This window comes from Pseudomonas sp. PS01303, from assembly GCF_029959385.1.
GTDB lineage: Bacteria > Pseudomonadota > Gammaproteobacteria > Pseudomonadales > Pseudomonadaceae > Aquipseudomonas > Aquipseudomonas rustica.
The window spans coordinates 20,884-33,603 of sequence record NZ_JASCPK010000008.1 but is presented as its reverse complement, the minus strand read 5'-3'; the positions used below and the strand labels follow the sequence as shown (position 1 = coordinate 33,603).

General features: G+C 59.4%; 12 protein-coding genes. 4 read left to right on the top strand and 8 right to left on the bottom strand.

Features of this window, described 5'->3' with window-relative positions:
* Window positions 1–10 precede the first annotated feature (10 nt).
* From QMX93_RS05205 to QMX93_RS05190, 4 genes are all read right to left on the bottom strand, one after another.
* Window positions 11–661 carry a DUF2491 family protein gene (locus QMX93_RS05205; protein WP_053124297.1) on the bottom strand — a complete coding sequence of 217 codons (651 nt, stop codon included), beginning with the start codon at window positions 659–661 and terminating at the stop codon, window positions 11–13.
* A gap of 176 nt (window positions 662–837) precedes the next feature.
* A complete protein-coding gene (locus QMX93_RS05200) occupies window positions 838–1,536 on the bottom strand; it encodes a PspA/IM30 family protein (RefSeq protein ID WP_159814924.1) in 699 nt (232 codons plus the stop codon).
* 17 nt (window positions 1,537–1,553) lie between these two features.
* Complete coding sequence (locus QMX93_RS05195) at window positions 1,554–2,135, bottom strand: YjfI family protein (protein WP_246542012.1); 582 nt, start codon at window positions 2,133–2,135, stop codon at window positions 1,554–1,556.
* Between the two features lie 241 nt (window positions 2,136–2,376).
* Window positions 2,377–2,931, bottom strand: coding sequence for a cysteine hydrolase family protein (locus QMX93_RS05190; protein WP_053124293.1), 555 nt, complete (start codon window positions 2,929–2,931; stop codon window positions 2,377–2,379).
* Between the two features lie 100 nt (window positions 2,932–3,031).
* Here QMX93_RS05190 and QMX93_RS05185 point away from each other — a divergent pair, with 100 nt between their 5' ends.
* From QMX93_RS05185 to QMX93_RS05175, 3 genes are all read left to right on the top strand, one after another.
* Entirely contained in the window at window positions 3,032–4,033 is a 1,002-nt protein-coding gene (locus QMX93_RS05185; RefSeq protein ID WP_282353302.1) for a GlxA family transcriptional regulator, read from the top strand.
* A 271-nt stretch (window positions 4,034–4,304) separates the two neighbouring features.
* Window positions 4,305–5,414, top strand: a complete 1,110-nt coding sequence (locus QMX93_RS05180) for a DUF3182 family protein (protein WP_282353300.1) — start codon at window positions 4,305–4,307, stop codon at window positions 5,412–5,414.
* Window positions 5,404–6,159 carry an alpha/beta fold hydrolase gene (locus tag QMX93_RS05175; RefSeq protein WP_008081888.1) on the top strand — a complete coding sequence of 252 codons (756 nt, stop codon included), beginning with the start codon at window positions 5,404–5,406 and terminating at the stop codon, window positions 6,157–6,159. The genes QMX93_RS05180 and QMX93_RS05175 overlap by 11 nt, the downstream gene beginning before the upstream one ends.
* 87 nt (window positions 6,160–6,246) lie before the next feature.
* Here the strand turns inward: QMX93_RS05175 and QMX93_RS05170 are convergent, their stop codons facing one another.
* Genes QMX93_RS05170 through QMX93_RS05155 form a run of 4 tightly spaced genes read right to left on the bottom strand, consistent with a single transcriptional unit; the run spans window position 6,247 to window position 10,224 of the window.
* Window positions 6,247–7,236, bottom strand: coding sequence for a lysylphosphatidylglycerol synthase domain-containing protein (locus QMX93_RS05170; protein WP_282353297.1), 990 nt, complete (start codon window positions 7,234–7,236; stop codon window positions 6,247–6,249).
* Window positions 7,233–8,507, bottom strand: coding sequence for a cardiolipin synthase ClsB (gene clsB / locus QMX93_RS05165; protein ID WP_212551335.1), 1,275 nt, complete (start codon window positions 8,505–8,507; stop codon window positions 7,233–7,235). The genes QMX93_RS05170 and clsB overlap by 4 nt, the downstream gene beginning before the upstream one ends.
* Entirely contained in the window at window positions 8,504–9,301 is a 798-nt protein-coding gene (locus tag QMX93_RS05160) for an endonuclease/exonuclease/phosphatase family protein (RefSeq protein WP_212551336.1), read from the bottom strand. Before QMX93_RS05160 ends, clsB begins: the two co-directional genes overlap by 4 nt.
* Window positions 9,298–10,224 (bottom strand): DUF72 domain-containing protein, encoded by a 927-nt coding sequence (locus tag QMX93_RS05155; protein ID WP_282353293.1) that lies wholly within the window; start codon window positions 10,222–10,224, stop codon window positions 9,298–9,300. Before QMX93_RS05155 ends, QMX93_RS05160 begins: the two co-directional genes overlap by 4 nt.
* Before the next feature lie 345 nt (window positions 10,225–10,569).
* Here QMX93_RS05155 and QMX93_RS05150 point away from each other — a divergent pair, with 345 nt between their 5' ends.
* A complete protein-coding gene (locus QMX93_RS05150) occupies window positions 10,570–12,666 on the top strand; it encodes a mechanosensitive ion channel family protein (RefSeq protein ID WP_053124278.1) in 2,097 nt (698 codons plus the stop codon).
* The last annotated feature ends 54 nt before the right edge of the window (window positions 12,667–12,720 follow it).

Here is a 12,720-nt window from a genome sequence, read left to right as displayed (position 1 = left end):
ACTTCCTTTTTTAGATGGGGCTCAGATCAGTCGTGTACAGCGAGATACCCAACGAGGTGCTCAGGCTGACGGTGCCTTCTTCGTCTTGTTCGACGGAGAACAGCAGCAATTCGCGGCGATCGGTCAGGCCGGTTTCGCGTGCGTAGAGCATCGAGTGGTGTTCGATGGTGTAGGACTCGTCCGGATTGATGACTTGTTCGGTCATCGGCACCAGTTCGGTCTGGCCCTGTTCGGTGCCCCATTCGCGGGTGTACTCGACGCCATCGTGGGTGTAGGTCGGCAGGCCGATCGCGCTGTTAGGGCCGGCCAGGCGCTGCAGTTCGGCGTCACTGTTGACGGTCACGTAACTGAGGTAGTTGAACAGCGTGACCGATTCGATCTGGTCGTCGCCTGTAACGTGGATCTGCAGCCAGAAATCCTCGTCGTTCATGTAATAGCGGTGCAGTTTGTTCGACTGGCCGAGATCGACCCAACCGGCGCTCCAGATCGCTTGATCGAAGGGCACGCGCACCGTGGTCGAACCGTCGAGCAACAGCGCCAGCGTCGTATCGAACCTGACAGCCTTGCCCTGGGCCATGCCGAGTGGGCCACTGGCAACGGTCGGTGTCGGCGCAGCGGTCTGCCAGTTGCTGGTGCCCAGCAAATCTTTAAACCATCCCATGGGTACGTTCCTTGAGGCGGGTGGAAGTGTTCGTCGGCGGAAAAAGCGTGGCTAGTGTACCGGGCCGGGATCCCATGTAGGAGCTGCCGAAGGCTGCGATCTTTTGATTTTGTTTTTAAATACAAGATCAAAAGATCGCAGCCTTCGGCAGCTCCTACACAGGGCAGGTTGCGATGTTACTGAGCGGATTTCTGCTTCAGGCGCTCAAGGATCGCATTGGCGCTGCCAGCATTCGGCGTGATGCCGGCTTCTTGCAGTTTGCGATCCAGGTCATTGCCGGCCGCGGCGTCTGCCAGTTCATCGGCAGCGCTCAGTTCGGCAGCGCGTTGTTGCTGCTTGGCTTGCAGGCGGTTCAGCGTACCCACTGCAGTTTCCAGTTTGCCGTTGGCGCCGCCGCTGGCGATGGATGCACTGACCTGAGCCTTTTGCACGCTGTCGCGGGCCTTGGCCATGTCGACTTGCTGGCGCAGGCTCTTGATGCGGGCTTCGGCCTTGTTGATGTCTTTGCGCATGTTTTCGGCGTAGACACCGAACTCGTCGCTCTGCTTTTTCTCGGCATCGAGGTCGTTGGTCAGGGTCGAAATCGCTTCGGCCACTTCCAGCGCCAGATCTTCACGGCCAGCGTTCAACGCCGACACAGCCTTGGCTTCGAGATCCTTGATCTTGGCGTCGTACTCGCTCACACGGTCGGCGGCCAGTTTGTGTTTGGCCATGATGGTGACCAGCTCGCGACGTGCGTTCGACAGGGCGGTGTCGGCATCGCGGATTTCCTGATCGAGGATGCGCAGGGCCTGTTGGTCGACGATCGATTCGCCGACTTCATTGGCGCCGCCGCGCAGTGCGGTGAACAACTTGCTCCAGATGGACTGAGTCATTGGATTTTCCCTGTTGATTACTTGAAGAAGTGTTCGAAGGCTTCGCTCGCGCGCTGCACGTTGTCGACCAGGGTTTTCACCTCGGTGACGACGTTGGTCAGGCTCGAGTCGGCGCTGAGGGCGCCAAACATGTTGTAAACGGTCTGTCCGTTGGGCATCGATTCGATACCGATCGACGACAGCGGGAACATTTCCCGGCTGCGCAACACGGCGTCATTGAAGGCGTGCACGTCGGTGATCGAATCGATATCGACCAGCACGGTGTCAACGATGATCTGTTGACCGGCGACGGCGATGTGAATCGGCAGACCGCCGAATTCGTTCATTTCCAGCTTGATGCTGGGTTCGGAGCTCTGGATCAGCGACAGCGTGATCTCGTGCGAAGCCACCTCGTCCAGGGCCTTGAGGGCGTTGAAGAGGCTATCGATATTCCAGTTGTTGCCTGCGCTCATGTAATTCTCCGACATGAAAGAGCCAGCCAGAATCGGTTGGCGTAGCTGTTGCTCCATTTGCTTGAGCAAGCTTCGGTTTTCGGGAAGCACCCAAGTTTCGTGTTTCACATAACCGGCAGCGGCCAGGCCCGCACGCATCTGCTTCATATAAAAGCTCGACGGTTTTTTTGCGGACGCCTTCGCGCGCTCTCCCTTGGGACTACCAGATTTCGCGGTGGGGGAACGGCTTTTCATGGCTATGACTCGGTTATGAACATCTCACGCGTGAGCCACACTACAACCAATCCAAAATGCCAGCAATGACTCACGCGTGAGTTTTTTATGACAGACGAAAAAAGGCCCGCAACGTGGCGGGCCCTCTGTTTATAGACTGTTTGCAAAGTGTTGCTTAGCGATCAGCCGACAGAAATTCGTCCGTCGAGATCACATTGGCGTAGGCAAAGCCCAGTGCCGACATGAACGCGGCGTGTACATGGGCGGCAGGCACGGTCAGGCCGTTGAATTCCAGATCGCGGCTGGCGCAGGCGTCGTGAATCACCGTCACGGTGTAGCCAAGATCCGCTGCCGCGCGAGTGATGCCATCGACGCACATGTGGCTCATACTGCCGACCACCACCAGCTCCTTGATGCCTTGCTCATCGAGGATCGATTGCAGTTCAGTCTCGCGAAACGAATTGACGAAGTGTTTGAGCACGACCGGCTCGTCGGCGCGGTTGAGCACTTTCGGGTGCAGTTTGGCGCCGTCCGAACCTGGAGTGAAAAACGGCGCATCCGGCGAAGTGAATTCGTGGCGGATATGCACCACCGAATCGCCCGCTTCGCGGAACGCTGCAATCAGTCGCACGGCATTGTCGGCGGCGGCATCCGCGCCGACCAGCGGCCACTTGCCTTGGGGGAAGTAGTCGTTCTGGATATCGACTACGATGAGTGCTTGCTTGGCCATGGGTGTGTCCTCGAAGTGCTTGTTGGTGTGGTGCAAGTATTGGCGCTGGCCGATGATTCGAGGATTGGCCGCACCGACAATAGACAGGGGAAAACTGACAATGGGCGTTGAAAAAGCCGCCATCGCTGAACTCGGCGTGCTGATTTATCCCGGCGCGCAGATGGCGGCGGTGCATGGCTTGACCGATCTGTTCGGCGTGGCCAACCGCATTGCCGCTGAGCATCAGACCGCGCAATTGCCGGTGCTGCGGGTCAGTCATTGGCAGGTCGACGGTGATCAGCCGCCCGTGCGGGTTTACGACAGTCATCCGGGCGACGAAAGCGATTTGCTGGCGGTGCTGATTCCGCCGTCAATTGGCGGCTTCAGTTCGGCAAACATGCCAGCCAGCCTTGCGCAGTGGTTGCGCGATCAACATGCCCGTGGCGCGACACTCGGCGGAGTCTGCGTGGGTTCGCTGATGTTGGCGGAAAGCGGTTTGCTCGATGGCCGTAGCGCCACCACCCACTGGACGTCGGCCAAGGCGTTTGCCGAGCAATACCCGAAGATCAAATTGAAAGCCGATACGCCCATCGTCGATGACGGCGACCTGATTACTACCGCTGGATTGATGGCCTGGTCGGAGCTTGGCTTGCGCCTGGTCGACAGGCTGCTCGGGCCGAGCATCGCCACCGGTACCGCGCGTTTTCTGGTGATCGAACACAGCGACAGTGCCAGTGAGTGCGGGAGCAATTTTGCGCCGATTCTCAGCCATGGCGATGCGGCGATTCTCAAGGTTCAGCATTGGCTGCAAAGCACCGGCGCGACGGATGTTTCGCTGACCGCGATGGCCGAGCGTGCAGGGCTGGAGGAGCGCACGTTTCTGCGGCGGTTTCGCGCGGCGAGCGGGTTGAAGCCGACCGAGTATTGTCAGCATCTGCGGGTGGGCAAGGCGCGCGAGATGCTCGAGTTCACCAATGGCACGATCGATCACATTGCGTGGACGGTGGGGTATCAGGATCCGGGAGCGTTTCGGGCGATTTTCAGGAAGATCACCGGGCTGGCGCCGAGTGATTATCGGGCGCGGTTTGGTGTGACCCCAACCCCAAAAGCAACGAATGCCTAATGTGGGAGCAGAGCTTGCTCGCGAAGGCAGTGTGTCAGTCACATATTTGCCACCTGACACAGCGCTTTCGCGAGCAAGCTTTGCTCCTACAAGGGCCATAGATCGTGCAATTTGCCGGGGTTTTGTCGGCGGTCGTGCAGATTGAAACAGGCGTGGTGCCAGCACGATTCCGCCAAGTTTTTGATTAAACGAGAGTTTCCGTAGAGCAGCGGTTGGCCTGATCTCTGCACCCTTCACCGCTACAGTCATCGAACCGAGGGAAGGGGGACGCATGACCCCGATCACCCGCAGGAAAATCGTCGTCGCCCACTCGGTGCGTGCCAGCGCGCCGCAGCACGAAGTGCAAACCAACAAAGCGCTGGCCCGCTGGCTGGCGCAAATTCTCGGGTTCAAATTCGGTGGCAGTTACGACCCGGAAAAACATCGCGGTCGTGACCTCTACTTGCTGCCGACGCAAACCATCGTCGGCGCCACCCACGCTCACGAGCTCGGCATCAAAGGCCCGGAAGATTTGTGGGGCGGATTTGTCGAGCACGACTTCATTTGCACCAAAGCCATCAGCCACGGTTTGCGCAGCCACTTGGCCCATGCGCCTGAGGGCTGGTCGCCGCTGTTTTCCGAACGGGTGCGCAACGTGGTGCTCGACGGCCTCAGCGTATTTTCCCTGGAAGATGCGCGACCCGCCGCCGAGCATTTGCTGTACAGCGGGCCGATTCGTTTGAAGCCGGTTCACGCCTGCGCGGGTCGTGGCCAGGAAGTGATCAAGAGCCTCGACGCCTTCGATGAAATCCTCGCCCGGCCCGATATCGCAAAACAGTTCAGCGAAGGCGTGGTACTGGAACAGGACTTGAGCGACGTCGTCACCCACAGCGTCGGCCAGACGTTCATCGGCGACAAAGTGCTGAGCTACTGCGGCGATCAATACTTGACCAAAGATGCCCACGGCGAAGACGTGTATGGTGGTTCGAACCTGCTGGTGGTGCAGGGCGGCTATGCTGATCTGCTGGCGCTGGATCTGGCGGACGATGTCCGGCTGGCCATCGAACAGGCGCAGATTTTCGACAGCGCTGCCGATGAAGCTTATCCGCGCTTCTACGCCTCGCGGCGCAATTACGACATCGCCCAAGGGTTGGACAGCAACGGCAAAACCCGCAGCGGCGTGCTCGAACAATCCTGGCGCATGGGCGGTGCCAGCAGTGCTGAAGTTGCCGCGCTGCAAAGCTTCGTCAACGACCCGGGGATGCGCGCGATTCGTGTGTCGTCGGTGGAAACCTACATCGATCAGCCGCTGCCGGCAGACGCCATCGAGGTGTATCGCGGCCCGGCGGAAAACAGTGAATTTCTCCTCAAATACGTAACGGTCAAATCTTATGACGGCTAGAAGCGAAAGCATTCAAATCGACATTGATGATGAACAGATGAGCGGGACGTTTCTCAGTCCCAAATCGAAAGTCCCGGGGGTGTTGTTTGTTCACGGATGGGGCGGCAGTCAGGAGCGAGATCTTGAACGGGCCAAAGGTATTGCAGGGCTAGGGTGCGTGTGCCTGACCTTCGACTTGCGCGGGCATACCGGTGGCACCGGGATTCCGCTGACTCGCGTCACCCGTGAAGACAATCTGCGAGATCTGCTCGCGGCGTATGACCGCTTGCTCGCGCATCCTGCGCTCGATACCTCGGCGATTGCCGTGGTCGGCACCAGTTATGGCGGTTATCTGGCTGCAATCCTGACGTCGCTGCGCCCGGTGCGCTGGCTGGCGCTGCGGGTGCCGGCGCTGTATCGCGACGAGCAATGGCACACGCCGAAGCGGGAGCTGGATAAAGCGGATTTGCGTGATTATCGAAGCACACTGGTGCGCGCTGACAGTAACCGTGCGCTGCATGCGTGCTCGCAGTTCACCGGGGATGTGTTGCTGGTGGAATCGGAAACCGATGACTACGTGCCCCACGCGGCGATCATGAGTTACCGCGCGGCGTGTCAGCAGACGCATTCGCTGACGCACCGGATTATTGATGGCGCCGATCACGCGCTGAGCGAGCCGGTTTCGCAGCAGGCGTACACCTCGATATTGGTGGACTGGATTACCGAGATGGTCGTCGGCGAACGGTTGAGCATTATTCAGTCTTGAAGATCAAAAGATCGCAACCTGCGGCAGCTCCTACAGGGAGAATGCATTCCAACTGTAGGAGCTGCCGAAGGCTGCGATCTCTTGATCTTAATGCCTAGGTTTTTTCTCTATCCGCAACGCCTTGGCTTTGGCCTCAACCACCAAATACATCACCACCGTAATCAACAACGGCAACAGAAAATAAATCGCCCGATACGCCAGCAACCCCGCCACCAGACTCCCTCGCGAAGCCTCGTGTTGCAGCAGCGCAACAAACACCGCTTCCAGCACGCCAAGCCCCGCCGGAATATGCGTGATCACCCCGGCAATCGCGCTGATCAACAACACGCCCAGCACCAACGGATAATCCAATTTGCTCGGCAATAATGTGAAAATCACCGCCGCCATCAGCGACCAGTTCAACGCGCCCAACAGCAGCTGCAACACCGCCATGCGCAGCGACGGCAGGTTGATTTCCACGCCACGAATCGACCACTCGCGGCGCTTGGAAAACTGACACGCCGCGAGGTAACCGGCGCTGACCAGCAGCAACAAAATCCCGATGCCCTGCAACGCGCCGCTGCTGACTTTCCACCCCGGCGGCATAGTCACCAGACCGCTGCTGAATACCGCACCGGCAATGGTCATGTAGCCAAACCAGTTAGTCGCCAGGCTCAGCCCGAGAATCTTGGCGATGTTGCCTTTACTCACGCCCAACCGTGAATACAGCCGATAACGCATGGCGATGCCGCCGACCCACGCGCTCAGGTTCAGATTGAACGCGTAGCTGATAATCCCCACCGGCAGGATCTGTTTCCAGGTCAGATCCTGACGAATGTAAGTGCGGCCGATGAGGTCGAAACTGGCGTACACCAGAAAGCTCAGCAGCGTCAGGCTGGCGGCAATGATCAGCGTGCGCACCTTGAAGTCGGCGAGGGTTTCCAGCACTTCTTTCCATTCGATGCGCGTGGCGAACATCGTCAGCAGCACGATCAGTGCGAGGAAAAACAGCAGCGTCAGCGGACGTTTCCAGCGGCTCCATTTCGAGTGCGTCGCTGGCGCCGCGTGACCGCTCGGGTGCGCTTCGGAATGGCTCATGAGCGGTTACCTCGAAACGGCTTGAGCCGCGGTTTGTGCGCCGGCAACCAACCCGCCATCGCCGGGAAATGCCGCAGAAAGTGGAACACCAGAAAGCCCACGGTCATGTGCCAGATGCGCCCTCGTGGCGACTTGCTGGCGTCCATGGCTTTGCAATGGTTTTGGCTAAGGTCTTCGAGGCGCTCGAACAGATGCTGATTGAACGCGCGATCGCGGATCAGCACATTGGCTTCCAGGTTCAGCGACAGACTCAGCGGATCGAGATTGCTCGAGCCGACGGTGCTCCATTCTTCATCGACCAGCGCGACTTTGCCGTGCAGCGGACGCTGGCAATATTCGTGAATCTGCACGCCAGCCTTGAGCAAATAATCGTAGGTCATGCGCGCCGCGAGTTTCGCCACCAGCATGTCTGGCTGGCCTTGCAGGATCAGCCGCACATCGACACCGCGCCGGGCGGCATTGCGCATTTCACGCAGCAAGCGGTAACCGGGGAAGAAGTAGGCGTTGGCGATCACTACACGGCGTTTGGCGCGGCGCAGCACTTGCAGATAAACGTCTTCGATATCAGTGCTGTGTTGGTCGTTGTCGCGGAACACCAAGCGTACCTGACCGTCATGATCATCGAAGGCCATTTCCGCGCGACGCTGGCGCCGGCGTTGCCACCAGAACCGCGCGCGACCGGGGCGACCACTTTGCAGCAGGGCGAAGTGATGGATATCGGCGACCGCCGGGCCCTGAATTTCCACCGAATAATCCTGCTTGGCTTCAGGGCCGAAATCAGCCAGATGATCGCCGGAAAAATTGATCCCGCCGATGAACGCAACCATGCCGTCGACCACGACGATTTTGCGGTGCAAGCGGCGGAACCAGTTGGTACGAATGCCGAGACGTTTTGGCGCCGGATCGAAAATCTGCAAATGCACGCCGGCCTCACTCAGCGCGGCGAGATAGCCGGTGGTCAACTCGCCACAACCGAAGCCGTCGAGGCTGACGGTGGTGCGCACACCGCGCTTGGCCGCATCAATCAGAATCTCCTGCAACTCGGCGCCGACCTTGTCTTCGAAAACGATGAAGGTCTCGAGAATGATTTCACTCTTCGCCGCGCGCATCGCTTCAAACACACGCGGGAAGTATTCCTCGCCGTTTTCCAGCAATTGCACATGGTTGCCGCCCTGCCAGCGGTACTCGACGTCGACCTGACCGGGCTCGCGCACTGGCGGGGTAATGCTGATGGGTTCCACGGCGGATTTCTCCAGCGGCGCGCTGTTCATAGTTCGATCTCCACCGATAACGGTGCGTGGTCGGAAAGGTGAGACCAGGGCCGGTTGGCAAGGACTTTCGGCTGGCTGGCTTTGAGGTTGCGTACATAAATACGGTCGAGGCGCAGGGTCGGCAGACGTGCGGGGAAACTGCGCGCCGGTTTGCCGTGGTGCTCGGCGAACACTTCACGCAGGCCCGAGGGTTTGAGCAACGCATCGGCGCGCTGGCGCCAGTCATTGAAGTCACCGGCGACGATCACGGGCGCGTCGTCCGGCAGTTCGGCCAAGCGTTCGCCGAGTAGCTTCAACTGGGCGTTGCGATGACTTTCACGCAGCCCCAGATGCACGCAGATCGCATGGATCTCGGCGCCGTCGCCGGGCAGACGCAGCACGCAATGCAGCAGGCCACGGTTCTCATGGCCGCTGATCGACACGTCGAGATTGTCGTGGCGGATGATCTGGAATTTCGACAACAACGCATTGCCGTGATCGCCGTCCGGGTACACCGCGTTGCGCCCATAGGCGAACTGCGGCCAGAGGCTGTCGGCGAGAAATTCGTACTGTGGCATTGTCGGCCAATTGCTGTAGCGCTTGTGATGATGCTCGTGGGTGCCATGGACTTCCTGCAGGAACACCACGTCGGCGGCGACGCTGCGCACCGCTTCGCGCAATTCCGGAAGGATGAAGCGCCGATTCAGTGCGGTAAAACCCTTATGGGTGTTGACCGTCAGCACGGTGAATGTGCGCACGGACGGCGCGACGACCGAGCCTTCGTCAGTGAAACCGACCGGTTCTGAAATACTCATGCCAGCACTCCTTCGCCAGCGGGTTCGCCGGGGGTGGTGGCGAGGTCTTTATCCAGCTCGAAACGATGCAAAAGATCACGGGCGTCGTAGGGCGCGCGGACTTTGATGTCGTTGTCGAAATAGCAGAACACTTCGCGGGATTTGCGTGCGCGTGGCTTCAAGCGCGGGGCGATCAGATGGGCATCTTTCGGTTGCTCGCCGTGGTGCCAGGCGTCGATGCGCTCGGCCCAGCGCTTGAGGGCTGGCGCCGTGTAACCGCTGGCGTAGAGTTCTTCGGCACCGTGCAGGCGCAGGTAAACGAAGTCGCTGGTGAGGTCTTCGCGGTACGGCCATTTATCGGCGGTGTCGGCGATTACCAGCGCGGTGTTATAGCGCTTCAGTAACTGCACAAATTCGGGATCGAGGAAGCTGTCGTTGCGGATTTCCACGGCATGGCGCAGCGGCTTTTTGCGCCAGGCTTTCATGCTCGCGTGACCGTGCAGGTGGGAATCGTGTTGGTGGGCGAGGGCGGCGGCCGCTTCGGTGTCGTGGGGCAATAGCGCGAGGAAATGTTCGAAACGCTCGGGCTCGAATTTGAAGTTCGGCGGGAACTGCCAAAGAATCGGCCCGAGTTTTTCCTTGAGCTCCAGAATTCCCGAGGCGAAGAAATTCGCCAGCGGTTTTTCGATATCGCGCAAACGGCGGATATGGGTGATGAAGCGCGGGGCTTTGACGCTGAAGACGAAGTCGTCGGGTGTTTCGGCGTACCACTGCGCATAGCGTTCGGGCCGTTGCAGGGCGTAGAACGATCCGTTGATTTCGATGCTGTTGACCGCCCTCGACGCGAATTGCAGTTCGCGCTTTTGCGCCAGTCCCTTGGGGTAGAAATCCCCGCGCCACGGTTCGTAGCGCCAGCCAGAAATACCGATGTGAATCGTCGCCATGCCACCCTCCCGTTGAAAGCCCTCGTGTTGCCGCTGTCTTTTGATGACTGCGGGCGGATCGGGAAAGTTTCGGCGGTATTACGGACGGTCACATCTATGGCGAAGATCAAAAGCGCTCCCCCTCACCCCAACCCTCTCCCCCAAGGGGGCGAGGGGGAAGGGAGCAGATCTGCGTGGTTTTGAAGGCCTGAGTTCGACTGTAGACCTTCAGGTCGATGCATCAAGACCAGTCAACTCGGTCAGTTCCCTCTCCCTCTGGGAGAGGGCTAGGGTGAGGGGGCTCTTGAACTTGCCGCGCAAAACTTGATCAGTTCCTTACAGGTTCAGCCACGGGAGATCGGAGTTTTGGTCAAGTTCAGGATCGCCATTCTGCTGGGAGCATTGCTGTTTCTCGGTGCCAGTGAAATCGACGCCGCCGCGCTGCCGGGTGTTCCGGCCGCTGCCGAAGAACCGGCCAAACCCGAGCCGCTGGTGCAGGGCGGTCTGCTCGGTGCGATCAGTTCGAGCATCGACGACGTGCAGGACAAACTCGACATCAACGAGCATCTGGTCGACGCCTGGCGCCTGCGCGCCGACCGTGCGGCCGATGAAGTCGACAAACTGGTCAACCAGCCGTCGAACCGCTCAGGCTGGAGTGTCGCCGGAGATTTCCTCACGCTGTCCGGCACCTGGCTCGGCAGTTTTGCGCTGCTCACCGTTCTCGGCAGTTTGTTGGCCAACCGTATGCGTGGAGGCCGCTGGTTACGCACCCGCCAGCGCAGTCAGGATCTGATCGGCTACTTGCTGCCGTACACGCTTCCAGCGCTGATCTGCCTGCCGTTAACCCTGTATGTCAGTCATTTTCTGCAAGCTTCGGTGGGGCGCGCGCTGGCGCTGTGTCTGGCTTATGCCACCAGCAGCGGCATCTTTTCCACCTCAATGCTGTTATGCGTGGTGGTGATGTTCAACGTCGGGCACAAACGTCCCGCCGCACGCATCATCCGCAATTATTGCCCGCGTCCGTTGTTCCTGATCGGCTTCCTCGCCGCCCTCAGCGATGCGCTGACCAGCCCGCAAATCGCCCGGCAACTGGGCGGCAATATCACCAGCAGCGTCGCCGTGTTTACCGGCCTGATCGCCTCGGTGATTTTCGGACTGTTGGTGATTCGCTTGCGTCGCCCAGTGGCGCATCTGATCCGCAACCGTTCGCTGGCCCAACGTTTGAAACAGCCCTCCTTGCAGGAGTCACTGCGGATTTTTTCCGGGCTGTGGTATTGGCCGATTGTGTTGATGGTGCTGGTCTCGGCGGTCAACCTCATCGGCATCGGCGAGGACAATCAAAAAGCCCTGCGCTGCGCGTTGTTCACTACGGTGCTGCTGATCGGCACGGTATTTCTCAGCACGATTCTGCAGCACTTGTTCAAGTCACGAAAAGCCGAAGCGATCCAGCGCAGCAGCGCCTACAAGGAACGCTTCCTGAGCCTGTTGCACGCCTTGCTGCGGATCGTGATCGCCATCGCCTTCATCGATATTCTCGGACGGATCTGGGGCGTGTCGCTGCTCGATTTCGCCCAGAGCAGCACGGTCGGGCGAGCGATCAGTAACGCGTTGAGCAGCATCGGTTTGATCTTCCTGGTGACCTGGCTGTTGTGGGTGGTGCTCGACACGGCGATTCAGGAGGCACTGAAACCGCCGCTCAGCAAACGCGCGGCGCGCCAACCGAGCACACGGGTGAAAACCATCCTGCCGCTGCTGCGCAACGCGATCAAAATCATCCTCGTGGTGATCTGCGCGATCACCACCATGGCCAACCTGGGGATCAACGTTGCGCCGCTGCTGGCGGGTGCCGGTGTGGTCGGTCTGGCCATCGGTTTCGGTTCGCAGCAACTGGTGCAGGACGTGATTACCGGGCTGTTCATCATCATCGAAGACACCCTGTCGATTGGTGATTGGGTGGTGCTTGATTCCGGGCATGCCGGTACGGTCGAAGGGCTGACCATTCGTACCTTGCGGCTGCGTGACGGCAAGGGTTTTGTGCACTCGGTGCCGTTTGGCCAGATCAAGGCGGTGACCAACCAGTCGCGGCAGTTCGCCTATGCGTTTTTCTCGGTGCAGTTCACTTACGACACGGATGTGGACAAGGCCATCGAGCTGATTCGTGAGACCGGCGATTCGATCCGCGAAGACCCGTTCCTCAAGTACAACCTGCAAGGGCCGCTGGATGTATTTGGCGTGGATCGGATGGATTTGAATGGCGTGGTGCTGACGGCGCAATTCAGAACGGTGTCGGGCGGGCAGTATGCGGTGAGCCGGGCGTTTAACCAGCGTTTGAAGAAGCTTGTGGATAACACCGAGACGGTGCATTTCGCGCAGACTTATCCACAGCAGGTTTTGTTGCCGAAGCGGCAGGTGCAGGAGGGTGAGGTGGTTGCGACCGAGGTGCCGCAAGGGTCGCGGACATAGCGCAGGTCTCGTGTGCTAATACTGGCCTTATCGCGAGCAGGCTCACTCCTACAG